Source organism: Lentzea albida, from assembly GCF_900111005.1.
GTDB lineage: Bacteria > Actinomycetota > Actinomycetes > Mycobacteriales > Pseudonocardiaceae > Lentzea > Lentzea albida.
This window is the reverse complement of record NZ_FOFV01000002.1, coordinates 685,518-710,119: the sequence shown is the minus strand read 5'-3', so window position 1 is coordinate 710,119 and position 24,602 is coordinate 685,518. Positions and strand designations below refer to the sequence as shown.

At 71.0% G+C, this 24,602-nt stretch carries 25 protein-coding genes; 18 read left to right on the top strand and 7 right to left on the bottom strand.

The annotated features are described in order from the left end of the window. Positions 1-2: 2 nt before the first annotated feature. The 11 genes from fmt (at position 3) to BMY74_RS08670 (ending at position 8,271) form a co-directional block, all read left to right on the top strand. Positions 3-929 (top strand): methionyl-tRNA formyltransferase, encoded by a 927-nt coding sequence (gene fmt / locus BMY74_RS08720; protein WP_089912289.1) that lies wholly within the window; start codon positions 3-5, stop codon positions 927-929. Further along, positions 926-1,231 carry a hypothetical protein gene (locus tag BMY74_RS08715; RefSeq protein WP_143091492.1) on the top strand — a complete coding sequence of 102 codons (306 nt, stop codon included), beginning with the start codon at positions 926-928 and terminating at the stop codon, positions 1,229-1,231. Before fmt ends, BMY74_RS08715 begins: the two co-directional genes overlap by 4 nt. Then, entirely contained in the window at positions 1,228-2,679 is a 1,452-nt protein-coding gene (locus BMY74_RS08710; protein WP_089912283.1) for an RsmB/NOP family class I SAM-dependent RNA methyltransferase, read from the top strand. Before BMY74_RS08715 ends, BMY74_RS08710 begins: the two co-directional genes overlap by 4 nt. Before the next feature lie 113 nt (positions 2,680-2,792). Further along, positions 2,793-3,269, top strand: coding sequence for a shikimate kinase (locus BMY74_RS08705; RefSeq protein ID WP_089912280.1), 477 nt, complete (start codon positions 2,793-2,795; stop codon positions 3,267-3,269). A gap of 10 nt (positions 3,270-3,279) precedes the next feature. After that, positions 3,280-3,777 carry a flavoprotein gene (locus BMY74_RS08700; RefSeq protein WP_089912277.1) on the top strand — a complete coding sequence of 166 codons (498 nt, stop codon included), beginning with the start codon at positions 3,280-3,282 and terminating at the stop codon, positions 3,775-3,777. Positions 3,778-3,803: 26 nt separating this feature from the next. Then, entirely contained in the window at positions 3,804-4,454 is a 651-nt protein-coding gene (gene rpe / locus BMY74_RS08695) for a ribulose-phosphate 3-epimerase (RefSeq protein WP_177229636.1), read from the top strand. 14 nt (positions 4,455-4,468) lie between these two features. Continuing rightward, positions 4,469-5,452, top strand: coding sequence for a bifunctional diaminohydroxyphosphoribosylaminopyrimidine deaminase/5-amino-6-(5-phosphoribosylamino)uracil reductase RibD (gene ribD, locus BMY74_RS08690; RefSeq protein WP_089912711.1), 984 nt, complete (start codon positions 4,469-4,471; stop codon positions 5,450-5,452). An 8-nt stretch (positions 5,453-5,460) separates the two neighbouring features. Then, positions 5,461-6,081 (top strand): riboflavin synthase, encoded by a 621-nt coding sequence (locus BMY74_RS08685; protein WP_089912272.1) that lies wholly within the window; start codon positions 5,461-5,463, stop codon positions 6,079-6,081. Further along, on the top strand, positions 6,078-7,340 hold the full coding sequence (locus tag BMY74_RS08680) for a bifunctional 3,4-dihydroxy-2-butanone-4-phosphate synthase/GTP cyclohydrolase II (RefSeq protein WP_089912269.1): 1,263 nt from the start codon (positions 6,078-6,080) through the stop codon (positions 7,338-7,340). The genes BMY74_RS08685 and BMY74_RS08680 overlap by 4 nt, the downstream gene beginning before the upstream one ends. Continuing rightward, a complete protein-coding gene (gene ribH, locus BMY74_RS08675; RefSeq protein WP_089912266.1) occupies positions 7,337-7,834 on the top strand; it encodes a 6,7-dimethyl-8-ribityllumazine synthase in 498 nt (165 codons plus the stop codon). Before BMY74_RS08680 ends, ribH begins: the two co-directional genes overlap by 4 nt. Further along, a complete protein-coding gene (locus BMY74_RS08670) occupies positions 7,831-8,271 on the top strand; it encodes a PH domain-containing protein (protein WP_371927725.1) in 441 nt (146 codons plus the stop codon). The genes ribH and BMY74_RS08670 overlap by 4 nt, the downstream gene beginning before the upstream one ends. On the opposite strand, the gene BMY74_RS08665 is transcribed toward BMY74_RS08670, so the two are convergent. Both BMY74_RS08665 and BMY74_RS08660 read right to left on the bottom strand, forming a co-directional pair. After that, a complete protein-coding gene (locus tag BMY74_RS08665; RefSeq protein WP_177229635.1) occupies positions 8,268-8,693 on the bottom strand; it encodes a DUF1761 domain-containing protein in 426 nt (141 codons plus the stop codon). The genes BMY74_RS08670 and BMY74_RS08665 overlap by 4 nt on opposite strands. 119 nt (positions 8,694-8,812) lie before the next feature. Beyond that, positions 8,813-11,629 carry an aconitate hydratase gene (locus BMY74_RS08660; RefSeq protein ID WP_089912709.1) on the bottom strand — a complete coding sequence of 939 codons (2,817 nt, stop codon included), beginning with the start codon at positions 11,627-11,629 and terminating at the stop codon, positions 8,813-8,815. Between the two features lie 203 nt (positions 11,630-11,832). On the opposite strand from BMY74_RS08660, the gene BMY74_RS08655 reads away from it, so the two are divergent. The 3 genes from BMY74_RS08655 to BMY74_RS08645 are packed head-to-tail and all read left to right on the top strand — an operon-like array spanning position 11,833 to position 15,892. Further along, positions 11,833-12,543 (top strand): ATP-binding cassette domain-containing protein, encoded by a 711-nt coding sequence (locus BMY74_RS08655; RefSeq protein ID WP_089912706.1) that lies wholly within the window; start codon positions 11,833-11,835, stop codon positions 12,541-12,543. After that, positions 12,540-13,172 (top strand): hypothetical protein, encoded by a 633-nt coding sequence (locus BMY74_RS08650; RefSeq protein WP_089912703.1) that lies wholly within the window; start codon positions 12,540-12,542, stop codon positions 13,170-13,172. Before BMY74_RS08655 ends, BMY74_RS08650 begins: the two co-directional genes overlap by 4 nt. Then, on the top strand, positions 13,172-15,892 hold the full coding sequence (locus tag BMY74_RS08645) for an AfsR/SARP family transcriptional regulator (RefSeq protein ID WP_089912258.1): 2,721 nt from the start codon (positions 13,172-13,174) through the stop codon (positions 15,890-15,892). Before BMY74_RS08650 ends, BMY74_RS08645 begins: the two co-directional genes overlap by 1 nt. On the opposite strand, the gene BMY74_RS08640 is transcribed toward BMY74_RS08645, so the two are convergent. From BMY74_RS08640 to BMY74_RS08630, 3 genes are all read right to left on the bottom strand, one after another. Continuing rightward, positions 15,812-17,113, bottom strand: a complete 1,302-nt coding sequence (locus BMY74_RS08640; RefSeq protein WP_089912255.1) for an FAD-dependent monooxygenase — start codon at positions 17,111-17,113, stop codon at positions 15,812-15,814. The two genes, BMY74_RS08645 and BMY74_RS08640, sit on opposite strands and share 81 nt — an antisense overlap. 84 nt (positions 17,114-17,197) lie before the next feature. After that, complete coding sequence (locus tag BMY74_RS44890; RefSeq protein ID WP_177229633.1) at positions 17,198-18,715, bottom strand: proline-rich domain-containing protein; 1,518 nt, start codon at positions 18,713-18,715, stop codon at positions 17,198-17,200. Continuing rightward, positions 18,712-19,164, bottom strand: coding sequence for a hypothetical protein (locus BMY74_RS08630; protein ID WP_143091490.1), 453 nt, complete (start codon positions 19,162-19,164; stop codon positions 18,712-18,714). The genes BMY74_RS44890 and BMY74_RS08630 overlap by 4 nt, the downstream gene beginning before the upstream one ends. A 17-nt stretch (positions 19,165-19,181) precedes the next feature. Here BMY74_RS08630 and BMY74_RS08625 point away from each other — a divergent pair, with 17 nt between their 5' ends. Both BMY74_RS08625 and BMY74_RS08620 read left to right on the top strand, forming a co-directional pair. Then, complete coding sequence (locus BMY74_RS08625) at positions 19,182-19,991, top strand: SIR2 family NAD-dependent protein deacylase (RefSeq protein ID WP_089912250.1); 810 nt, start codon at positions 19,182-19,184, stop codon at positions 19,989-19,991. Positions 19,992-20,000: 9 nt separating this feature from the next. Next, positions 20,001-21,515, top strand: a complete 1,515-nt coding sequence (locus BMY74_RS08620) for a class I adenylate-forming enzyme family protein (protein ID WP_089912247.1) — start codon at positions 20,001-20,003, stop codon at positions 21,513-21,515. Here BMY74_RS08620 and BMY74_RS08615 read toward each other — a convergent pair. Beyond that, positions 21,508-22,077 (bottom strand): TetR/AcrR family transcriptional regulator, encoded by a 570-nt coding sequence (locus tag BMY74_RS08615; RefSeq protein WP_089912243.1) that lies wholly within the window; start codon positions 22,075-22,077, stop codon positions 21,508-21,510. The genes BMY74_RS08620 and BMY74_RS08615 overlap by 8 nt on opposite strands. An 85-nt stretch (positions 22,078-22,162) precedes the next feature. On the opposite strand from BMY74_RS08615, the gene BMY74_RS08610 reads away from it, so the two are divergent. Together BMY74_RS08610 and BMY74_RS08605 are read left to right on the top strand one after the other, a co-directional pair. After that, the gene (locus tag BMY74_RS08610; protein WP_089912240.1) at positions 22,163-22,624 is read left to right on the top strand and encodes a cupin domain-containing protein; all 462 of its coding nucleotides are present in this window, start codon (positions 22,163-22,165) and stop codon (positions 22,622-22,624) included. Positions 22,625-22,789: 165 nt separating this feature from the next. Continuing rightward, complete coding sequence (locus BMY74_RS08605; RefSeq protein ID WP_425434823.1) at positions 22,790-24,097, top strand: NlpC/P60 family protein; 1,308 nt, start codon at positions 22,790-22,792, stop codon at positions 24,095-24,097. Between the two features lie 4 nt (positions 24,098-24,101). Here the strand turns inward: BMY74_RS08605 and BMY74_RS08600 are convergent, their stop codons facing one another. After that, a complete protein-coding gene (locus BMY74_RS08600) occupies positions 24,102-24,578 on the bottom strand; it encodes a GNAT family N-acetyltransferase (RefSeq protein ID WP_089912696.1) in 477 nt (158 codons plus the stop codon). Positions 24,579-24,602 lie beyond the last annotated feature (24 nt).

Genomic DNA, 24,602 nt, shown 5'->3' with positions numbered 1-24,602 from the left:
CCATGCGACTCGTGTTCGCCGGTACGCCCGAGGTCGCACTGCCCTCGCTGCGCGCCTTCATCGACTCCTCCCGCCACGACGTCGTCGCCGTGGTCACCCGCCCCGACGCACCCTCCGGCCGCGGCCGCAGGCTCGAGCGCTCCCCGGTCGGCGCGCTCGCCGACGAGCACGGCATCGAGGTCCTCACGCCCGCCAAGGCGGGAGACCCCGAGTTCCTGGAGCGCCTGCGCGCGCTGGAGCCCGACCTCTGCCCGGTCGTCGCCTACGGCAACCTGCTCCCGCAGCGCACCCTCGACGTCCCGAAGCACGGCTGGGTCAACCTCCACTTCTCCGTGCTGCCCGCATGGCGCGGCGCCGCGCCGGTGCAGGCCTCCGTGCGCAACGGCGACGACATCACGGGCGCCTCGACGTTCCGCATCGTCAAGGAGCTCGACGCGGGCCCGGTGTTCGGCGTGGTGACCGAGAAGGTGCGCGAGCGCGACACCTCCGGCGACCTGCTGACCCGGCTGTCCGTCTCGGGCGCAGACCTCCTGCTGTCCACTGTGGACGGCATCGAGGACGGCACCCTGCGTGCCGTCGAACAGCCCGCCGACGGCGTCACCTACGCCGCCAAGATCACCGTCGAGGACGCGCGCCTCGACTTCACCGCCCCCGCCACGGCCGTCGACCGCCTGGCGCGAGCCGTGACGCCGGAACCCGGCGCGTGGGCCGAGTTCCGCGGCGAGCGCCTCAAGCTCGGCCCCGTGACGCCCGTGACCGACGTGACGCTGCCGGCGGGCGAGGTGCTCGTCGAGCGCAAGCGCGTGCTCGTCGGCACCGCGACCACCGCCGTGGCCCTCGGCGAGGTCCAGGCGCAGGGCAAGAAGCGCATGGCCGCCACCGACTGGGCACGCGGCACGCGGATCGAAGCAGGGGAGCGCATCGCATGACGGGCGTCTGCCTGGGGCCTGCGGGCGTTGCCCGCGGGCGGGGTGCGGGCGCCACGCGTGGTGGTCGAGTGCTGCGGTGTGCGGACGTGGTGCGTGGGTGGCGAGGCGCGGAGGCGTTGCGCGGTGCCCGAGAGCCGCAGGACGTGGTGCGTGTTGGCCGCAGGCGTCAGGACGCGGCCGTGGCGAGTGAGCGCTGGGGCATGGACGTGCGGTGCGTCGCGCGTGAGCGGCAGGACAGGAAGGCGGCGTGCGTGACCCGTGGCGCCGCAGGGGAGCCCGAGACAGTGGAGTACACCGCATGACCAACCACTCGCGAGGCGCTTCCAAGCCGTCCCGTCCGAGCAGGCCGCACCCGCCGCGCCGGCGCACCGGGCCCTCCAGGCCACCCGTGGAGGACCCGGCCCGCCTTGCCGCGCTGGAGACCCTGCGCGCCGTGCGGCAGCGTGACGCGTACGCGAACCTGGTGTTGCCGCAGATGCTCCGCGAACGTCGCATCACTGGCCGTGATGCGGCGCTGGCCACCGAACTGACCTACGGCGCGGCGCGAGCCCAAGGGCTGCTCGACGCCGTCATCGAGGCGTGCTCGGACCGGCCGCTGTCCGAAGTGGACGGCTCGGCGCTCGACGCGTTGCGGCTGGGTGCGTATCAGCTGCTGCGCACCCGGATTCCGTCCCACGCCGCGGTCGCCTCGACCGTCGACCTCGTGCGGGCCGAGCTCGGGTCCGGCATCGCCGGCTTCGTGAACGCCGTCCTGCGCCGGGTGGCGGAGCAGGACGAGGCCGCCTGGGTCGACGAGCTGGCCCCCGACCCGGACACCGATCCGATCGGCAACCTGGCCTTCACCCACGCCCACCCGCGCTGGATCGCGCAGGCGTTCGCGGAGGCCCTCGGCAGCCGCGAGGAGCCGTTGAAGCTGGCCCTCGAGGCCGACGACGCCCGCCCGGCCGTGCACCTGGTCGCACGGCCCGGCGAGGTGAGCTCCGACGAGCTCGCCGCCATCACCGGCGGTGACGTGGCGCCGTACTCGCCGTACGGCGTGCACCTGGAGGCGGGTGCGGGCGACCCGGGCGATCTCGAACCCGTCCGGGAGCGCCTCGCCAACGTGCAGGACGAGGGCAGTCAGCTGTGTGCGTTGGCCCTGACGCGCGCGCCGCTCCTGGGCGGTGACGACGGGGGTACCGATGACCGCTGGCTGGACCTCTGCGCCGGCCCCGGCGGCAAGGCCGCCCTGCTGGCCGCACTGGTCGGCCTCGAAGGCGGCGAGCTGATCGCCGTCGAGAAGGCGCCCCACCGCGCCGAGCTCGTGCGCAAGATCACCTCCGGTCTGCCGGTCACCGTGGAGGTGGCCGACGGCCGCGAGACCGACTTCCTGGAAGGGGCGTTCGACCGCGTGCTGGTCGACGCGCCCTGCACCGGTCTCGGTGCCCTGCGCAGGCGCCCGGAGGCGCGGTGGAGGCGCCAGCCCGCCGACGTCGGCACGCTCACGAAGCTGCAGCGGGAGCTGCTCACCGAGGCGTTGCGACTGGTGCGTCCTGGCGGCGTCGTGGCTTATGTCGTGTGTTCACCTCATCTCTCGGAGACCGTCGGGGTGGTGACGGACGTCGCGCGGCGGACGGGAGCCGAACTGCTGGACACGCGGGAGTTCTTCCCGGGAGTTCCGGACCTCGGGGAAGGCCCGCACGTCCAGCTCTGGCCCCACCTGCACGGCACCGACGCGATGTTCTGCGCGGTGCTGCGACGCCCTGTGTGAGCGCTCGGGAAGGACGCTAGCGACGGGGTCCGACAGCGAAGGGCCCCGTCGGCGCGCGAAGGGCCGCAACGGCTCCGGAGTTCACTGGTTCGGATGACGGCAGGGGGTGCGCGATGCCCGTCGTCCTGGTGACCGGCATGTCCGGCGCGGGGAAGTCGACGGCGCTGGAAGCGCTGGCACAGCGGGGATATCGCACCGTGGACACCGACTACGGCGACTGGATCGACCGCACCGGCGAACCGCGGTGGCGCGAGGACCTGGTCGACGCCCTGATCGCCGGGCACGAACGGTCGGGAGAGCCGCTGTTCCTCGCCGGCACGGTGGTCAACCAGGCGGGGTTCCGCGCCAGGTTCGACGAGGTCGTGCTGCTCAGCGCACCGATCGCCACCCTCCTCGACCGCGTCGCCACCAGGACGACCAACCCGTTCGGCGGCACGGAGGAGGACCGCGAACGGATCATCGCGGACACCCGCGAGGTCGAGCCGTTGCTGCGCGCGTCGGCCACCGTCGAGATCGACACCCGGCTGCCCCCGGACGTCGTCGCGGACCGCCTGGCGGCGCTCGCCGGGCCGCCACCACGACCTGCCTAGGATCGTCCACATGACACGTGGGCTGCTCGGACTGGTCGCAAGCGGCTGCGGCGGCGTCGAAAGCTGGTTCCGCACCGAACTGGCGCAGCCGGCCAGGGACAGGGGCTGGCAGCTCGCCATCACCTTCACGCCGGCCGTGGCCCCGTGGTTCGAGGAGGCGGGGGAGTTGGAGAAGCTCCAAGCCCTCACCGACCTCCCGATCCGCTGGGAGCCGAGGATGCCGGGCCAGCCCAAGCCCTACCGGACGCCCGACGCGTTCATCTTCGCCCCCGCCAGCGCGAACTCCGTGGCCAAGCTGGCCCTGGGCATCGGCGACAACCAGGCCCTGACCGCGCTGAACGAGGCGATGGGCGTCGAGGGCTGCAAGGTCGTCGTCCTGCCCCAGGCCAACGCGGACAAGCGCCGTCACCCGATGTGGGAGACGCACGTCACGACGCTCACCGAGGCGGGTGTCGTGGTGGTCTCAGACGAGCCTCCCGGCAGGCTGCTCGACCTGCTGGACACCTAGACTTCACCCTTGTGGTCCACACGCCGATGATCGCCCCTAGCATCCTGTCCGCCGACTTCGCGCGCCTCGCCGACGAGCTCGCCGCGGTGCCCACGTCGGACTGGATCCACGTCGACGTCATGGACAACCACTTCGTGCCGAACCTGACGCTCGGCCTGCCGGTGGTGAAGTCGCTGCTCAAGGTGACCGACATCCCGATCGACTGCCACCTGATGATCGAGGACCCGGACCGCTGGGCCATCGGCTACGCGGAGGCGGGCGCCTACAACGTCACCGTGCACGTCGAGGCGGCGAACGACCCGGTCGCGCTGGCCAAGAACCTCAAGGCGGCGGGCAGCAAGGCCGGCCTGAGCATCAAGCCCGGCACCCCGCTGGAGCCGTACGTCGAGGTGCTCAAGCACTACGACACGCTGCTGGTGATGTCGGTGGAGCCCGGCTTCGGCGGCCAGAGCTTCATGGCGGACGTGCTGGACAAGGTCCGCCAGGCCCGCCACCTCGTCGACACCGGGCACCTCAAGCTGCTGGTGGAGATCGACGGCGGCATCAACGCCGACACGATCGAACAGGCCGCGCAGGCCGGGGTGGACTGCTTCGTCGCGGGCTCCGCGGTGTACGACGCCGCCGACCCCGGCAAGGCCGTCGAAGCGCTGCGCGCCCAGGCAGCCGGGGCGAGGTGACTCCCGAGGACGCGATGGCGCTCGCCATCGCGGAGAGCGAACGGGTGCGGGGCACCACCAGCCCCAACCCACCGGTCGGCTGCGTGGTCCTGGACGAGAACGGCGAGGCGGTCGGGTTCGGCGGCACCCAGCCCGTCGGTGGTCCGCACGCCGAGGTCATGGCTCTCAAAGAAGCGGGCACGAAAGCACAGGGCGGCACGGCCGTGGTCACCCTGGAGCCGTGCGCGCACTACGGCCGCACACCGCCGTGCGCCGAAGCGCTCGTCGAGGCGGGCATCAAGCACGTCATCCATGCCGTCAGCGACCCCAACCCGAGGGCCTCGGGCGGCGCTGACCTGCTCGAACGAGCTGGAATCACGGTCGAGAGCGGTCTCCTCGCGCAAGAAGTCAGCCGGGGCCCTCTCAGGGCGTGGCTGCACTACGCGCGCACGGGCCGTCCGCACGTCACGTGGAAGTACGCGGCCTCTCTGGACGGCCGCATCGCCGCGCAGGACGGCACCAGCAGGTGGATCAGCTCAGAAGTCTCCCGCGAGGAGGTCCACGCCCTGCGCGCGAAGCTCGACGCGATCGTCGTCGGCACGAACACGGTCCGGCTGGACGACCCGGCGCTGACCGCCAGGGACGCCGCAGGAATGCCGCTGGCCCGCCAGCCGTTGCCGGTGGTCGTGGGCATGAGCGACCTGCCGGTTGGAGCGAAGCTCCAGCACACCGCGCTACACCTTCGCACGCACGAACCGGACGTCGTGCTGGGCGCTCTCGCGGAGCAGGGGGTGGTCGACGTGCTGCTGGAAGGCGGTCCGACGCTCGCCGGTGCGTTCTGGCGGGCGGGCCGGGTCGACCGCGTGCTCGCCTACGTCGCGCCCGCGCTGCTCGGGGCAGGTCCCGCGGCGGTGCTGGACGCGGGCGTGTCGACCATCACGGACGCTGTCCGGTTGACCGTGGAAGAGTTCACCATGAGCGGACCGGACTTGCGGATCAGCGCGGTTCCGCAAACTTAGGAGGAGCGGTGTTCACCGGGATCGTCGAGGAACTCGGCCACGTCGTAGCGACGGAGGACCTGCCGGACGCGGCGCGGATCCGCATCGCGGGGCCGATCGTGACCAGCGACGCCAAGCACGGCGACTCCATCGCGGTGAACGGCGTCTGCCTCACCGTCGTGGACGTCGAGGACGGCGCGTTCACCGCCGACGTGATGCGCGAGACCCTCAACCGCAGCAGCCTCGCGAAGCTCGCCGAGGGCGACCGGGTCAACCTGGAGCGCGCGGCCGCCGTCGGCCAGCGCCTCGGTGGCCACATCGTGCAGGGCCACGTCGACGGCACGGGCTCGATCCTCGCGCGGGAGAAGGCCGAGCACTGGGAGATGGTCCACATCGGACTCCCTCCGACCCTCGCCCGCTACGTCGTGGAGAAGGGCTCCATCACGGTCGACGGGGTCTCGCTGACGGTCGTGACCGTCTCCGAGGACCAGTTCACCGTCAGCCTGATCCCGACCACCCTCGAACTCACCACGCTCGGGCACCGCAAGCCCGGCGACCCGGTGAACCTGGAGGTCGACGTGCTGGCGAAGTACGTTGAACGACTGGCGATCCCGCACCTGCGGGCCATCGCGGGCGAGGAGGCCCAGTGAGCACCGACTTCGCTGAGATCGAGCGCGCGATCAAGGACATCGCCGCCGGTCGTCCCGTGGTCGTCGTGGACGACGAGGACCGCGAGAACGAGGGCGACCTGATCTTCGCCGCCGAGAAGGCGACGCCCGAGCTGATCGCGTTCATGGTCCGCTACACGTCCGGGTACATCTGCGTGCCGCTGACCGAGGCCGACTGCGAGCGACTCGACCTGCCGCCGATGTTCCACACGAACCAGGACGCGCGCGGCACCGCGTACACCGTGACGGTCGACGCGCGCGAGGGCGTCAGCACCGGCATCTCGGCCGCGGACCGCGCCCGCACCATCCGGTTGCTCGCCGATCCGACCGCGAAGGCCAGCGACTTCAACCGCCCCGGCCACGTGGTGCCGTTGCGCGCCAAGGCCGGTGGCGTGCTGCGTCGTCCCGGGCACACCGAGGCCGCCGTCGACCTGTCGCGCCTGGCCGGGCTCTCGCCCGCCGGTGTGCTCTGCGAGATCGTGTCGCAGAAGGACGAGGGCGACATGGCCCGCCGCGACGAGCTGGAGGTCTTCGCGGCCGACCACGACCTCGCGCTGATCACGATCGCCGACCTCATCGCGTACCGCCGCCGGGTCGAGACCCAGGTCGAACGCGCCGCCGAGGCCCGCATCCCGACCGCGCACGGCGTGTTCACCGCGTTCGGCTACGACAGCCTGCTCGACGGCATCGAGCACGTCGCGATGGTCTACGGCGACATCGGCGACGGCGAGGACGTGCTGGTGCGCGTGCACTCCGAGTGCCTCACCGGTGACGTGCTCGGCTCGCTGCGCTGCGACTGCGGCCCGCAGCTCGACGCGGCGCTGGAAGCCGTTGCGGCACAAGGCCGTGGTGTCGTGCTGTACATGCGCGGTCACGAGGGCCGCGGCATCGGCCTGATGCACAAGCTGCAGGCGTACCAGCTGCAGGACCAGGGCGCGGACACCGTGGACGCGAACCTCGTGCAGGGCCTGCCCGCCGACGCGCGCGACTACGGCACGGGCGCGCAGATCCTCGTGGACCTCGGCATCAAGTCCATGCGGCTGCTGACGAACAACCCGGCCAAGCGCGTCGGACTGGAGGCCGGATACGGTCTGCGCGTGCTCGACCGGGTGCCGCTGCCGATCTCCCCGAACCCGGAGAACCTGCGGTACCTGCGCACCAAGCGTGACCGGATGGGCCACGAACTGACTCAGCTCGAGCAGTACGAGGCCGTTGTTTCCGCTACGGAGGACCAGGAATGAGCGGCGAGGGCCGTCCAGAGCAGACGAAGCTCGACGGCAAGGGCCTGAGCGTCGCCATCGCGGCGACGCGCTGGCACACCAAGATCACCGACCAGCTCGTCGAGCGCGCCCTCAAGGCCGCCGAGGACGCGGGATGCGTCGACACGACGGTCGTGCGCGTGGCGGGAGCGATCGAGCTTCCCGTCGTGGTGCAGGAACTCGCGCGTCACCACGACGCGGTGGTCGCGCTGGGCGTGGTCATCCGCGGCGGCACCCCGCACTTCGAGTACGTGTGCGACTCGGTGACCGACGGGCTCACGCGCGTCGCGCTGGACGAGTCGACGCCCGTCGGCAACGGCGTGCTGACGACGAACACCGAGGAGCAGGCCCTGGCCCGTGCGGGCCTGCCGGACTCGGTGGAGGACAAGGGGTACGAGGCGACCGTCGCCGCGATCGACACGGCGCTGGTGCTGCGCGGCCTGCGCCAGCCCTGGACCGAGCGAGGTTTCGAATGATGACCGCGGAACGGATCGTCCTGCGTCCCAAGAAGATCCGCCGAGTCGCGTGGGCGTGCGCGGTCGGTCTCGTCGCGGTGTTCACGGTCGTCGGCGTGCTGCTGGGCGACACCCCGACCGGTGTGATCTTCCGGACCTCCGACCAGGTCGCCATGATCTTCCTGGGCTTCCTGCTGGCGGGCGGTGTGCTGCTGCTGACCCGTCCGCGCGTCACCGCCGACGCGTCGGGTGTCGACGTGCGCAACGTCGTGACGTCACACCACTACGACTGGAACGACGTGCTGTCGGTCAGCTTCCCGGACGGCGCCGCGTGGGCCCGCCTGGAGCTCCCGGACGACGAGTACGTCTCGATCATGGCGGTGCAGGCGACGGACCGCGAGTACGCCGTGTCGTCCGTGCGCGCGTTGCGTGAACTGCACAAGGCAGCGCGTATTTAGGTCCACTGACCGAGGATCGCGCCCGCGAGCGTGAGACCGACGATGTGGTAGCCCGCCCCGATGGCCGCGAAGGTGATCGGGGCGGGCTTCGTCATGTCGTAGGCACCCGTGACGAACCGGACGGGCAACGCGATGCCGATGCCGACGACGAGCCCGAGCAGCAGGCCTTCCATGATGGTGTCGGTGTGCGACGCGCGGCCGACCATCGCCGTCGTGAGCGTGATGACGAAGCACGTCAGCAGCGGGATCGCGTAGACGACCGCGCCCGGTCTCTCCGGTGGGCTCAGGTCCTGGCCGGACGAGCGCTGGTAGGCCCTGCCGAAGGCGTACTCCGCGTACCACACCATGCCCAGCGCGAAGTACGCGATCGTGGCGACGACGACGGCCGGCCAGTTCAGGTCGCCGAGCACGCTGAGGTTCATGGGATCTCCGCAATGATCAGGGTGACTTGGCATCGCGAAGCGCACGGCCGCCGTTACGAACCCATAGACGGCGAAAGGGCCGCCCACCGGGTGGTGAGCGGCCCTTTCAGCGGTTCGGACTAGCTGCGGACCATCTTGCGCAGCACGTACTGCATGATGCCGCCGTTGCGGTAGTAGTCGGCCTCACCGGGCGTGTCGATGCGGACGACCGCGTCGAACTCGACCTTCGAGCCGTCGGCCTTCGTGGCGGTCACGTGCACCGTCGACGGCGTGGTGCCGTTGTTCAGCTCCGTGAGGCCGGCGAAGTCGAACGTCTCGGTGCCGTCCAGCCCCAGGGACGCGGCGTTCTCGCCGGCCGGGAACTGCAGCGGCACGACGCCCATGCCGATCAGGTTCGAGCGGTGGATGCGCTCGTAGGACTCGGCGATGACGGCGCGGACGCCGAGCAGCGAGGTGCCCTTGGCCGCCCAGTCGCGCGACGAGCCGGAGCCGTACTCCTTGCCCGCCAGCACGACGAGCGGGACGCCCGCCTCGGCGTAGGCGACCGACGCGTCGTAGATCGTCGTCTGCGGGGCGTCGGCCTCCAGGAAGTTGCGGGTGAAGCCGCCCTGGACGTCGTCGAGCAGGAGGTTGCGCAGGCGGATGTTCGCGAACGTGCCGCGGATCATCACCTCGTGGTTGCCGCGGCGGGAGCCGTAGGAGTTGAAGTCCTTGCGCTCCACGCCGTGCTCGGTCAGGTACTTGCCCGCGGGCGAGTCGGCCTTGATCGAACCGGCGGGGGAGATGTGGTCCGTGGTGACCGAGTCGCCCAGCAGCGCGAGGACGCGAGCGCCCGCGATGTCGGTGACCGGCTTCGGCTCCATCTCCATGCCCTCGAAGTACGGGGGCTTGCGCACGTAGGTGGACTCGCTGTCCCACTCGAACGTGTTGCCGGTCGGCGTGGGCAGCGACTGCCAGCGCTCGTCACCGGAGAACACGTTCGTGTAGCCCTTGGTGAAGCCCTCCGCGGAGATCGAGGTCGAGATGACCTCGGCGATCTCGGCCGGCGACGGCCAGATCTCCGACAGGTAGACGGGCTTGCCCTCGGTGTCGGTGCCGAGCGGCTCGGTGGTGATGTCCTTGTCCATCGAACCGGCCAGCGCGTACGCCACGACGAGCGGCGGCGACGCGAGGTAGTTCATCTTGATGTCCGGGTTGATCCGGCCCTCGAAGTTGCGGTTGCCGGACAGCACCGAGACGACCGCGAGGTCGCCTTCCTGCACGCCCGCCGAGATCTCCTCCTGCAGCGGGCCCGAGTTGCCGATGCAGGTGGTGCAGCCGTAGCCGACCAGGTGGAAGCCGAGCTTCTCCAGGTACGGCATGAGGCCGGCGCGCTCGTAGTAGTCCATGACGACCTTCGAGCCCGGCGCCAGGGTCGTCTTGACCCACGGCTTGCGCTCGAGACCGCGCTCGACGGCCTTCTTCGCGAGAAGGGCCGCGCCGAGCATCACGGACGGGTTCGAGGTGTTGGTGCACGACGTGATCGCGGCGATCGCGACGGCGCCGTGGTCCAGCTCGAACTCGTTGCCGTCGACGGTGACCTTGACCGGGTTCGACACGCGGCCGGTGGAGCCCTCGGCGGCGGTCTGGAACACCTTCGGCGCGCCGGAGCCGTTCTCACCCTCGTGGACGGCGACCGGGTCGCTGGCCGGGAACGTCTCGTCGACGGCCTCGTCCACGCCGGACAGCGCCGGGGTGTCGGTGTGCGCGACGTAGGCGCCCAGGGCCTGGCGGAACGCCTCCTTGGCGGAGGTCAGCTCGATGCGGTCCTGCGGGCGCTTCGGGCCGGCGATGGACGGGACGACCGTCGCCAGGTCGAGCTCCAGCGTCTCCGAGTACACGGCCTCGCGGGACGGGTCGTGCCAGAGGCCCTGCTCCTTGGCGTAGGCCTCGACGAGCGCGATCTGCTCCTCGGACCGGCCGGTGAGGCGCAGGTAGTCGATGGTCTCGCCGTCGATCGGGAAGATGCCGACCGTGGAGCCGAACTCCGGCGACATGTTGCCGATGGTGGCGCGGTTCGCGAGCGGCACGGCGCCGACGCCCTCGCCGTAGAACTCGACGAACTTGCCGACGACGCCCTGCTTGCGCAGCATCTCGGTGATCGTGAGCACGAGGTCGGTCGCGGTGGCGCCGGGGGGCAGCTCACCGGAGAGCTTGAAGCCGACGACGCGCGGGATCAGCATGGAGACCGGCTGGCCGAGCATCGCGGCCTCGGCCTCGATGCCGCCGACGCCCCAGCCCAGCACGCCGATGCCGTTGACCATCGTGGTGTGCGAGTCGGTGCCGACCAGCGTGTCCGGGTACGCCTGGCCGTTGCGGACCATGACGACGCGGGCGAGGTGCTCGATGTTGACCTGGTGCACGATGCCGGTGCCGGGCGGGACGACCTTGAACTCGTCGAACGCCGTCTGGCCCCAGCGCAGGAACTGGTAGCGCTCGCGGTTGCGCTCGTACTCGAGGTCGACGTTCAGCTCGAACGCGTCCGGGCGGCCGAAGATGTCGGCGATGACCGAGTGGTCGATCACGAGCTCGGCGGGCGCGAGCGGGTTCACCTTCTCGGCGTCGCCGCCGAGCTGGGTGACGGCCTCGCGCATGGTGGCGAGGTCGACGACGCAGGGGACACCGGTGAAGTCCTGCATCACGACGCGGGCCGGCGTGAACTGGATCTCGGTGCTCGGCTCGGCGGCCGGGTCCCAGTTGGCGAGAGCGCGCACGTGGTCGGCGGTGATGTTCGCGCCGTCCTCGGTCCGCAGCAGGTTCTCCAGCAGGATCTTCAGGCTGAACGGCAGACGCTCGGCGCCCTCCACGGCGCTCAGCCGGAACACCTCGTACGAGGCGTCGCCGACGTTGAGCGTGCCGCGGGCGCCGAAGCTGTCCTTGCTAGCTGGTGCAGTCACGTGCAACTCCATCTGGTGACAGCGCGGTGGTCGGTTCGGGATGGGGAAGAGTCTTCCTCACTGGGTCGACGGCTGCCCCTCGACCCCAAACAGTACGCTTGTCCTGTAAGCCGGTTCAACCCAGGTTGCCCTAAGTCACCGTCACGACGACGGGGAACGCCGAAGCGACGGGCCGCGCCGTCCCGGGTGGCTATCTTGGCGTGGTGCTCCTCGACCAGGTTTCGAAGCGGTACGGGCGTGGGCCCTGGGTGCTGCGCGACCTCACGCTGGAGGTCTCCGGCCTGACCGTGCTGACCGGCGCGAACGGCACCGGCAAGTCCACGTTGCTCAAGATCGCAGCGGGGGTGCTGAGGCCGACGTCCGGCCGCGTCGAGCGGCCTGCATCGGTGGGCTACGTGCCGGAGCGCTTCCCGTCGGACGTGAGGATGTCCGCCTCGTCGTACCTCGCGCACATGGGGCGGGTGCGGCGTGCCGGGGCGAACGACGTGCTGGAACGGCTGGGGTTCGTCGGCTCGATGACGGCGCCGATGTCGGAGCTGTCCAAGGGCAACGCGCAGAAGGTCGCGCTGGCGCAGGCGTTCCTCGCCACCGACGTGCTGGTGCTCGACGAGCCGTGGACCGGGCTCGACCCCGGGGCCGCGGAGCAACTCGTGGCGTTGCTGGAGGGGCGGACGGCGCTGGTGTCCGACCACGAGGGACACCTCGCGTCGGCCACGCGCGTCGACCTCGCCGGTGGGCACGTGACGATCGACCTCAGCCGGGTGGCGGCCGTGGACGTGCTGGAAGCGCTGGAAGGGGTGCGGTCCGTGCAGACGCGCGGGTCGTCGGTGCGCGTGGTGGTGGCGCCGGACCGCAGCGACCAGGTGCTCGCCGAGGCGTTGCGGCTCGGGTGCTCGGTGCGGAGCGTGCGATGACCTCCCTCGTTCGCTACCTCGCGGCCGACGTCCTTCGCGGGCAACGGTATTTGGCGCCCCTGCTGGTGTTCCTCGGTGTCATGGGGATGTTGTTCTCCTCGGACGCCGGGCAGCCGCTGGAGGCGTACTCGGGTTCGTCGGCGTTGCTGTACCCCATCTCGGCCTGGGTGGCCGTGGTGGTGGCGACGTCCGAGGACGTGGTGCGGCGCGAGATCACGGTCGTGTCCGCCGGTGGGTGGGCTCGCGTTCTGACCGCCTCGGCGCTGGTCGCGGTGCTGTTCTCGCTGGTGCTGGCGGTGCTGGCGTCGGTGTGGCCGGTGGTGACGAACCCGCACCCGTACACGGCGGGCGAATTTTTTGTCGGACTCGCCGCGCATACTGGGTGTGCGTTGCTCGGCGTCGGTGTGGGCCTGCTGTTCGCCCGTCCCGTTCTCGACTCCGTCGGGCGCACCGTCCTGGCGGTGTTCTCGGTGGTGGTGCTGACCTACCCGCTCGGCCGGGTCACCCCGCTCGGGTGGGTGCTCGACGCCCTGGGCCACAACAGGGTGTCGCCGTCCCTGCTGGGGGCGGTGGCGGCAGGAGCCGTGCTCGTCGCGGGCGCGGTGGTGGCCGGGGTGCGGCGGGCCTGATGCGTGTCGACGTGCTCGGGCCGCTGCGGGTCGTGGCCGCGGACGGCGCACCGGTCGAGGTGCGCGGCAAGCGCCTGCGCTGGTTGCTGATCCGGCTGGCGGTGGAACCTGGATCCGTCGTCGCGCCGGAGCGGCTGATCGCCGACCTGTGGCCGGACGAGCCACCGGTCGACGGTGCCGCGGCGTTGCAGTCGCTGGTGTCGCGGCTGCGGCGGGTGCTCGGTGCGGCGGTGGTCTCGTCGCACGCGTCGGGCTACCGGCTGGAGGCGTCGACCGACGTCGAGGAGTTCACGCGCACCCGCGACGCGGCCCTGTGGCGCGGGGCGGCGTTCGAGGACGCGCCCTTCGCGGTGGACGAGGCCGTGCGGCTGGCGTTGCTGCGCGACGACCTGGCGGGGCTGGAGGCGCTGGCGGCCGCGCACCCGTTGCGCGAGGACGTCCAGGCCCGGCTGATGCTGGCGCTGAACGCCGCCGGACGGCGGTCGGACGCGCTGGCGGTGTTCGCGCGCGTGCGTTCGGCCCTGGCCGACGAGCTGGGCGTGGACCCCGGTGAGGCGCTGGCGGCCGCCCACCTGGCGGTGCTGCGCGACCGCGTCGCGCGCGGCAACCTGCCGGCCGCGGTCGGGTCGTTCGTCGGGCGCGACGGCGACCTGGCGGTGCTGGCGGAGCTGGTGCGGCACAACCGGTTGGTGACGCTGACCGGCTTCGGAGGCGTGGGCAAGACACGTCTCGCGCTGACGCACGCCTCGACCCTGCCGCAGGCGTGGTTCGTCGAGCTGGACTCGGCGGCCGACCCGCTCGCGGCGCTGGACACCGCCCTGGGGCCGAACCCGTTGGCGGCGCCCATGTTCTCCCGGCTCAGGGCGTCGCTGGTGGTGCTCGACAACTGCGAGCACGTGGTGGACGCGGCCGCCGCGTTGTGCGTCCGGCTGCTGGCCGAGGCGCCGGACGCGCGCGTGCTGGCGACGTCGCGCGAGCCGCTGGGGATCCCCGGCGAGGTCGTGCACGCGGTGGCGCCGCTCGACCTCGACCACGCCGTGCGGTTGTTCTCGGCGCGCGTCGGGACGGCGTTCGACGCCGACGTCGTGCGGCGGGTTTGTGCTGCCCTGGACGGGATCCCGCTGGCGCTGGAGCTCGCGGCCGCACGGGCGCGCTCGTTGTCGGCGGCACAGCTCGAGTCGCGTGTGGACAGCCGCCTGCGGTTGCTGGACCGCGGCGCGCGGACCGGGCCGGTGCGGCACCGCACGTTGCGGGCGGTGATCGACTGGAGCTGGGAGCTGCTCGACGACGCCGAGCGGGCACTGCTGGCGCGGCTGGCGGTGTTCGTGGGCGGGGCGACCGCCGAGGCGGTGCACGAGGTGTGCGGTGCCGGAGACCTGTGGGACACCGAGGACCTGCTGGCCGCGCTCGTCGAGAAGTCCCTCGTCGTGCGCGCGGGCGAGCGGTACCGGTTGCTGGAGACCGTGCGCGAGTACGCGTTGGAGCAGAACGCCGCCGACCCCGCGCGGCATGCCGCCTACTACGTGGCACTGGCGGAGCGGCACGAGCCGTTGCTGAGAGGGGCGGGGCAGCTGGAGGCGTTGAAGGTCTTCGACGCCGAGCGCGCCAACCTGGACGCGGCGATGGCATGGGCGGTGCGCGACGACCTCGCCACGGCACGTCGGATGATGGCCGCCCGGACGTGGCACTGGCTGGTGATGACCAAGCGGTTCGAGGAGATCCACCGCTGGGCGTTGCAGATTCCCGCCGATCCGCTGTCGGAGGCGGTGGCGGCGTTCGGCACGGCCGACGTCATCACCGCGTTGCGGCGGTTGTGGGAGGAGGACCTGACGACGGCCGTGTGCGCGTTGATGCTCACCAGCGGTCACGTGTGGGGTGACGCCGACCTGGGGGAGCGGCTCGGGGCGCTGGCCGAGCGGATGGAGCGGTCGCCCGACGGGTGGATGAGGGCGTTCTCGGCGCTGGTGCGCGGGCTGGTGGCCGGGGAGTTCAGCGAGGGCGCGGCGCCGCGGGCCGAGGCGCAGTACCGGCTCGCCCTCGACGGGTTCCGGGCCGCGGGCGACCGGTGGGCCGTCGTGTTCTGCCTGTCGTGCCTGGTCATGGTGCTGATCAACCGCGGCGCGTTCGCCGAGGGGTTCCAGGCGGTGTCCGAGGCCCGGCAGGTCGCGGCGGAGCTGGGCGAGCCCGAGTCGATGCTCGTGCCGATGTCGGTGCTGGTGCAGGCGGCGCGGCTGAAGATCCGGACCGGCGACCTCGCCGGGGCCCGGGACGATCTCGCGCGGGTGCCGTGGTCGCCGTCCGACCTGGACCGGGGGCGGATCGCGCAGGCGCACGGCGAGATCGCCTACTGGAGCGGTGACTTCGAGGACGCCGTGCGGCTCTACCGGCAGGCGCTCGACGCCACGGTGGACTCGCCGGCCAGCCAGTTCCGGGCGAACGTGCACGCGGGGCTCGGGCTGGCGCTCACGCGGCTCGGTCACCTCGACGCGGCGGGCGAGGAGCACGGGAAGGCGCGCGAGGCCATCAGCAGGAGCGCGGACGGGCCTGCCCGCGCGACGGTGCTCGAGTGGTACGCGGACTGGCTGCTCGCCCAGGGCGATCCCGGCGGCGCGGGCGGCGCCCTGGACGAGGCGGAACGGCTACGCGGCGGTCCGAGCGGCGACCCGGCGGTGGTGCAGCTGCGTGACCGGGTTCGCGCCGAAGTAGGCGTCGATCGCTGACCGGCCGATCGCGGCGACGTACCCGTCCGGGCGCACGAGCACCGGGCCGTCCGGGAGGTCCAGCGTCACGAAGTCGGGTCCGCGCAGCAGGTCGAAGATCCTGCCCTGCTCGGTGGTGCCGTCCGGCATCCGGTCGCCCGCCTGCAGCCCCTCGCCCTCGGTGGTCCGGTACGACAGCGACAGCTGCAGGGTCTCGTCGTCGCGCTTCTGGAACCGGTCGCCGGACGTCATGAGCGCGGTCGTCATGCCGAGCAGCCACTGGGCGACCGGCTTGCGCTCGGACTCGTAGGTGTCGAGCAGCGTCTCCATGCCGAGCTTCCACCCCAGGTTGTAGGCGTCCTGGATGCCGGTGTTCATGCCCTGGGCGCCGGCGGGGGAGTGCACGTGCGCGGCGTCGCCCGCGAGGAACACCCTGCCGACGCGGAACCTGTCCACCATCCTGATGTTGGTGCGGTACAACGACGTCCACGTCGCGTCGTGCACGACGACGTCGTCCAGGCCGGTGCGCTCGCGGACGATCTGCCGGTACAGGTCCAGCGACGGCTCGCCGTCACCGCTCGCCTGGAACTGGAAAAGGTCGGTGTCCGGCAACGGGCACAGGGCGAGCCACCGGTCGGCGCGGCCGCCCCACTGGTGCCAGTGGTCGCGGTCCAGGCCGGAGATCCGCAGGTCGCCGACGAGCATCCGCATGTCCTCGTGCGTCTCCCCGACGAACGGGACGCCGAGTTCCTTGCGCACGAACGACTTCCCGCCATCGCACCCGACGAGGTACCGGGCGCGGACGGTCTCCGTGCCGACGACGGCCGTCACGCCCGACTCGTCCTGCGTGAACGAGGTCAGCGGCATCCCGTACTCGACGGGCTGGGGCAGCGCGTCCCGCAGGACCTGCTCGACCCGGAACTGGGCGATGAGCAGGGTGGCCGCGTACGGGCGTTCCTCGGTGGGGTGACGGCCCTCGTGCACGTTCCACTCGCGCAGCACCTCGCGGCCGTCGTAGGCGCGCATCGTCATATGGAACCGGCCGGCCGCCAGCACGGGCTCGATCACGCCCAGGTCGTGGAAGACCTCCATGCTGCGCGGCTGCAGGCCCTTGCCGCGGGAGCCCGCGAACGGCGCGGGCGCGGCGTCGACGACGCGGAACGGGACGCCGCGGCGGGCGAGGTCGAGGGCGAGGGTGAGTCCGGTCGGGCCGGCGCCGATGATCAGAACCTGTGTGTCCATGACGGCAACACTCGGCCCACGAACTGCCACGGCCCTGTCACCGCGCTGTTGCGGGTGACAGGGCCGTGGCGGACCTGCGGGAACTTACTTCTTGAGGAGCTCGATCAGCGCGTCGACGTCCTTGGGCTCGAAGCCGCGGAACAGCGAGAGCGCGAGCTCGTAGTAGGAGCGGACCGGGCTGACGTACCACTTGCCGTCGACCTCGGTGGACACCACGCCGACACCGGTCTTCATGACCGACGACGCCACCCGGCCGATGATCTCGATCGCCTCGGTGGGGATGTTCTTGCCGCCCTGCTGCTTGACCAGCTGCGTGATCTCGTCGGCGCACAGCTTCTGGTTGCCCTGGCCGGGCACCTCGGCCGAGTAGCAGTCACCCTCGCGGGTGATCGTCACGGTCTCGCCCTCGGCGGTGATCGACAGCTTCTTGACCGTGACCTGCTTGCCGCCGGCGACGTCCTTGACGTCGGTCTCCAGCGCGTTCAGCTTGGCGCCGGTCGGCTTGGTCGTGCCGGCCTCCTTGACCAGCAGCGGGCCGAGGTCCTGCAGCACGCCGGCCTCGTCGGGCGGCAGCAGCGCGATGACCTTCTCCAGGTCGGCGTCGAGCGCGGCGTTCACCATCTGCTTCGCCGCGTCCTCGGCCGAGCTCGCGCCCTGCGCCGCGATGCCCTGCGACGGCCACTTCTGCTTCTCCTCCTCCAGGACCGCGTTGGCGATCGTGTAGAAGGCGCTCGGGTACCACTTGTCGCCGACCTTGATCGAGGCGATGCCGATCGGCGTGCCGCGCTTCTTGACCTCGGCGGTGATGTCGACGGTCTCGGACTTCGAGGTCGTGGTCTTGAACTCGGTGCCGAGCGCGTCCACGAGCTTGTCGGTCAGCGGGATCTTCGACGCGTCCGAGGTGATCGTGATCTTGCCCTCGACCAGCTTGTTGATGGTGAGGTGATCGTTGATCTTCTCGGCGGCGGCCTCGTCGAACTTGATGTTCTCGCTCTTGAACTCGACGCCGGTCAGCTTGTTTGGGTCGGCGTCGGGCTTGAGGATCTCGAGGCGCTTCATCTCCTTCGTCATCGACTCCATGTAGTCCTTCGACAACGCGGCCTCCGCCGGTGCCAAGGACGCCATGATGCCGACGACGTCACCACTGCCGAGCTGCTCGATGAGGTTCTTGGCCGCGACCTCCGGCGTGTCCTGACCCGCGTTCGCCGCCGGGTCGGACTTCTGCAGGGCGAAGAACGTGACACCGCCACCGATCAGCAGCAGCACCGCGACGACGGCCGTGACGACCAGACCGGTGCGCTTCTTCTTCGGCGGCTCGCCACCCATCGGCGCGTAGCCGTACGGCTGCTGCTCGAAGCCCTGCTGCGGGAAACCCTGCTGGGGAAAGCCCTGCGGGCCCGTCTGCGGGAAACCCTGCTGCGGGAAGCCCTGCGGTCCGGTCTGCGGGTATCCGCCCTGCTGAGGGTAGCCGCCCTGCTGGGGCTGCTGCGGGTAGCCACCCGGCTGCTGCGGCTGCTGCGGGTAGCCGCCCTGCTGGGGCTGCTGCCCGTACGGGTTGTTCTGCGGCTGCCACTGGCCACCGCCACCACCTGGGTAGCTCACGGGTTCCCTCCTGAGGTTCTCACTGCGCTGCGCCTGGTAGAGGTGAGCACCGTGATCGCCCCCACGATCGTCAGTACGGCACCGGCAAGTGTCGTGGCCGGTCCAGCTGTGCTGATGCCGACCAATGAACCCTTGCTGTCCCCTTGGACTGTGGCCAGTAGGGCCACGGTTCCACTGATCGTGCCAAAGAGGAGGCCGATGCATGAGGCAAACCGTGGAAAACGGACCACGTAGAGAGCAATCGCCACCATGGCCAGCGGCGTTAGCCCCACCCAGACCGACGTGACGAGGGTCCCCGCCACCCCGTCCAACCCGGCGAAACCACGCAGGGAGAGCACTTCGTAACTGTCCCTCGTGGTCGATCCGGACTTCAGCCAGGGCAGGAAAGTCCCGGCGATGGTGGTGACCAAGCCCACTGCCGCGATCGCGGCTCCCACAGCGCTGCGCACCCGGATAGTGTGAACCGATGGCCTCCCAGGCGTGCACAGCGGCACGCGCGCTGGTCGCGTCCGCCCACCGGATCACGGTGCTGACCGGCGCCGGGGTCTCCACGGACTCGGGCATCCCGGACTACCGCGACCCCGACGCGCTGTGGACGCGGGACGCGGACGCCGGGCGCGGCTCGTCGCTGGAGGTCTACGCCTCCGATCCCGTGGCGCGCAGGCTTTCCTGGCACACGAAACTGACCAGTCCCGTGTGGACCGCCCAGCCGAACGCCGCGCACAGGGCGCTGGTGGAACTGGAACGGTCCGGGCGGTTGCGCACCGTGATCACGCAGAACATCGACGGCCTGCACCAGAAGGCGGGCTCCGACCCCCACCGCGTGCTGGAGGTCCACGGCACGCTGCACACGACCGTGTGCCTCGGCTGCGGCGCCACCGGCCCGATGAGGGACGCGCTCAAGCGCGTGGCCGAGGGCGAGGAGGACCCGGACTGCCTGCGCTGCCGGGGGATCCTCAAGTCCGCCACGATCTCGTTCGGGCAGCACCTCGACGCCGAGGTGCTGCGCCGCGCCCGCCTCGCCGCCCTGGACTGCGACGTGCTGCTGGTGGCGGGGACGTCGCTCTCGGTGCAGCCCGCCGCGGGACTCGTGCCGCTGGCCGCCCGAGCGGGTGCCGAGGTCATCATCTGCAACGCCGAACCGACGCCGTACGACGACGTGGCGACCGTCGTGCTGCACGAACCCGTCGGTGACGTGCTCCCCGACCTCAGCTCCGTTCCTCCATCCGGGGGAGGGACGTTCTCGTCCTGGGGAGATCCGAGCACCTGGTCGTAGTGTCGGTCCATGCGCGTACCGCTGATCACCACGGACTTCCTGGACCGGGCGTCGTTCGCGTTCGCGGCGACCACGGCGACGATCGACGAGCCGGACCAGCCCGCGAAGCCGGTCGCGACGACGACGTACGCGGAGATGGCCACCCGCGTGCGCGCGTGGCAGGCGGGCTTCGACGCGCTGGGCGTCGGTGAGGGCGAACGGGTCGCCGTCGTCAGCCACAACTCCGCGCGGATGCTCGAGCTGCTGCACGCGCTGCCCGGCAGCGGGCGGGTCTGCGTGCCGGTGAACTTCCGCCTGCGCCCCGACGAGGTGAAGTACATCGTCGAGCACAGCGGCGCGTCGGCGTTGTTCGTCGACCCGGAGCTGCAACTGGACGACGTCGTGGCGCGCCACCGGTTCACTCTCGGCGAGGAGTCGGAGTCGCTGCTTCGGTTCGATGTGGAGCCACGGCCGTGGAGCGCGCCCTCGGAGGATGCGACCGCGACCATCAACTACACGTCCGGGACGACGGCGCGGCCCAAGGGCGTGCAGCTGACGCACCGCAACATCTGGCTCAACGCCGTCACGTTCGCCATGCACACACGTGCGTGGGAGGGCGACGTCTACATGCACGTGCTGCCGATGTTCCACTGCAACGGCTGGGGGATGCCGTTCGGGCTCACGGGCCTCGGCGTGCCCCAGGTGGTGCTGCGCAAGGTGGACGGTGCCGAGATCCTGCGCCGTGTGCGCGACCACGGCGTCACGCTCATGTGCGGCGCACCGGCCGTGTGGAACGCGGTGCTGGACGCCGCGCAGACGTGGGATGGCGAGATCCCCGGCCGTGACCGCGTGCGGATCGTGTGCGCGGGCGCGCCGCCTCCGTCGCGCACGATCCAGCGCGTCACCGAGGAGCTCGGCTGGGAGTTCCTGCAGATCTACGGCCTGACCGAGACGGCGCCGCTGCTCACCTTCAACCGCGCCCAGCCGGGGCCGGAGGGAGAGGAGAAGGCCAAGCTGCAGTCACGGGCGGGCGCGCCGGCGCTCGGCGCCCAGCTGAAGATCTCCGACACGGGCGAGGTGCTCGCGCGCTCGAACGTGGTCATGGAGGGCTACTGGGACAACCCGGAGTCCACGGCGGACGCCCTCGAGGACGGCTGGTTCCACACCGGCGACGGCGGCCACTTCGACGAGCAGGGCTACCTGACGATCTCGGACCGCAAGAAGGACGTGATCATCACCGGTGGCGAGAACGTCTCGTCCATCGAGGTCGAGGACTGCCTGTTCTCGCACCCGGCCGTCGCCGAGGTCGCGGTGATCGGAGTGCCCCACGAGAAGTGGGGTGAAACGATCAAGGCGCTCGTCGTGCTCTCCGGCGAGGCGACCGAGGCCGAGCTGATCGCGCACTGCAAGGAGAAGCTCGCCGGGTACAAGGCGCCGACGTCGATCGAGTTCCGCGACTCGATCCCGCGCACGGCGACCGGCAAGATCCAGAAGTTCAAGCTGCGCGAGCCGTACTGGGCGGGCCGGGACCGAGGAGTCAACTGACCCCGACGGTCGTGCGCAGCGCGCGCACCGCATCAGGCAGGAGATCGCGCAACGTCCGGGTCTCGCCTGGCCGTGTCCACTGCTGGAACGCCGCCTGCTGCGCGAGCATGGCGGCGCCGGCGGCGAGGAACGCCGTCGCGGGATCGCACCCGCGCGCGGTGAGCGCGGCCGCGACGGACTCGGTGAGCACGGCGTTCTTGCCGAGCTCGCGCTCCTGCAACTCGCGGTTGGCCGCGATCACGGCATAACGGCGCACCACGACGGCACGGCGGCTCTCAAGCAGCTTGTCGGCGACGACCTCGAACGCGTGCATGACGGCGTCCAGTGGCTCCAGGTCGTGGTCGGCGGCCTCGATCTCGCCGACGATCTCCTGCCGGAGCTTCGAGCTCATCTCGAACAACACCTCCCGCTTGTCCGGGAAGTGGTTGAAGAACGTGCGCTGGGTGAGTTCTGCCCGCTGGGCGATCTCGGCGACGGTCGTGCGCTCGAAACCCTGCTCGTCGAACAGGTCCAGGGCGGCGGCCTGCAGGCGCTCGACTGCGTCCGGTTTCCATCGCGGCATGCCGGAGAGCCTACTGATTGCACGATGTGCAGTCACCGGTCTAGGGTGATTGCACAAGCTGAAATCACCTTCAGGAGGTCCCGTCGTGGCCGCTGTGTCGATCGTCCGCCCCGGTGAGGGCGAGCTCATCTCCCACGGACCGTCGTCGATCCGGATCCTCGAGGACGGCGGCAACACCGCTCACCGCCTGGGATTCGCCGAACTGGTCATCCCCCCGCACACCCCCGGTCCACCCCAGCACCGCCACGCGCAGCACGACGAGGGCTTCTACGTCCTGTCGGGCACCGTGCGGTTCACCGTGGGGCAGGACGAGCACGACGCCGAAGCCGGCACGTGGGTCCTGGTCCCGCCGGGCGCACCGCACACCTTCGCCAACCGCGGTGACGACCCGGTGGTCATGCTGAACACCTTCACGCCGGACCTGTACGTGCAGTACTTCCGCGACCTCAAGGCCATGGTCGAGTCCGGTCAGCCGATGAACCGCGAGACCATGACGCCGATCTGGGAGAAGTACGCCACCGAACCGTCCACCGAGTTCGCGCCGTAGACGCGATCCGGCGTTCGTCCATACCGGCGACACGCCAGCACTCCGATCGTCCCAAAAGGACCACCGACCGTGTTCCACTGTGACACGTGTGGTTGACGGTGCGTGAGTTCCAGATGCGCCGGATGAGTCTGATTGGTCTAATTCGGTCGGAGGTGATGCCCCGTGTTGACACGACTCTCCGCCGTGGTGGTGTTGATGACGGCCGTCCTCACGGGGACGGCCGCCGCCGTGCCGCCGCCTCCGCCGAACCCCAGTGACGCGGAGATCTCGGCGTCCCGCGCCGAGGCGGACGCGAAGGCGGCCCGCGTCGGCGAGCTGACCGGCAGGCTCACGCAGGCCGAGTCGCGCCTGCAGGAGTTGATGGACGAGGTCTCGTACAAGCGCGAGCTCGCGAACAAGGCCCGCGTCGACCTGGAGACCGCGATCTCCGAGGCCGAGGCCGCCCGTCGCGACGCCGCGAACGCGCGGGTCGAGGCCGACGCGGCCACCGCCGCCGTCGAGAAGAGCCGCAAGGAGCTGGACGACTTCGCCGCCGCCTCCTACGCGCAGGGCACCACGGTCGGGTCGTTCTCCGCCTACATCGGCGCCAAGTCGCCGGAGGACCTGCTGGCCCGCGCCCAGATGCTGGAGGCGGTGTCGGCGTCCAGCCTGAACCGGCTCGACCAGGTCACCCGTGACCAGGGCACCGCCGCGAACCTCGACGCCGCCGCCCGCGCCGCGCTGAAGAAGGCCGAGGACAAGCAGGCCGCCGCGGACGAGGCCAAGAAGGTCGCCGAGCAGGCCCAGCAGGCCGCAGTGGAGGCGCACTCGGCGCAGGCCGCGGCGACCGAGGCGCTGCAGTCCGACAAGGACGCCGTCGAACGCGAGCTGGCCGCGGCCCGCAGTGCGGTGGGCGGGCTCGAGGCCCAGCGCCAGCAGTACGACCAGTGGACCGAGGCCAAGAGGCGCGAGGACGAGGAGAACGCCCGGCGCGCCGCCGCGGCCGCTGCCGCCGCGGCTCCCAAGCCGCAGGCCCAGGCACCCCGCCCGGTCGCGTCGGCGCCCGCGCCGTCCGGCAACCGCGTGCAGACCGTGATCAACCGGGCGCTGGCCCAGCGCGGTGTCATCTACGCCTGGGGTGGCGGCAACTACAACGGCCCGACCTACGGTGTGCGCGACGGCGGCGTGGCCGACTCGTTCGGCGACTACCGCAAGATCGGCTTCGACTGTTCGGGCCTGATGATGTACGCCTTCGCCGGTGCCGGCGTGTACCTGCCGCACTACAGCGGCTACCAGTACAACTCCGGCCGCAAGGTGCCGCTGTCGCAGATGGCCCCCGGTGACATGATCTTCTGGGGACCGGGCGGTGGCACGCACGTGGCGCTGTACCTGGGCGGCGGGATGATGGTGGAAGCGCCGCATTCCGGTGCCGTGGTGCGGATTTCGCCTGTGCGGTACGGCGGCATCATGCCGTACGTGACGCGGATGCTGTGAGACTTCAGAGGTCGCGTGCCCAGAGTTGGCCGGTCACGTCGTGGCCGAAGCTGTGCTGGGGCGTCTCCTCGACGAGCTCGAACCCGTGCGCCTCGTAGATCTTCCGGGCTGACGCGAGGCCGGCGACCGTCCACAACACCATGCGTTCGTAGCCGGCCTTCTGCGCGAACTCGACGCACGTGCTGACGAGCTTGTTGCCCGCGCCGTGCCCCCGTGCGTCCGGGTGCACGAGCAGTACGCGCAGCTTCGCGGTCGTGTCGTCCTCACGAACGCAGAGCACGCATCCGACGCGTTGGCCGTCGAGGTCGGCGATCCACGCACCCTCTCTCGCGGGGTCGTGCTCTGTCGCGAAATCGCCGACGATCTTGGCGACCAGTGCCTCGAACGAGGTGTCCCAGTCGAACTCGGACGCGTAGAGCTCGCCGTGCGCCTGGACCACCCAGCCCAGGTCACCGGGCCGGCCGAGGGGGCGGATCTGCATGGTGTCCTCCACTGACACGAGTGT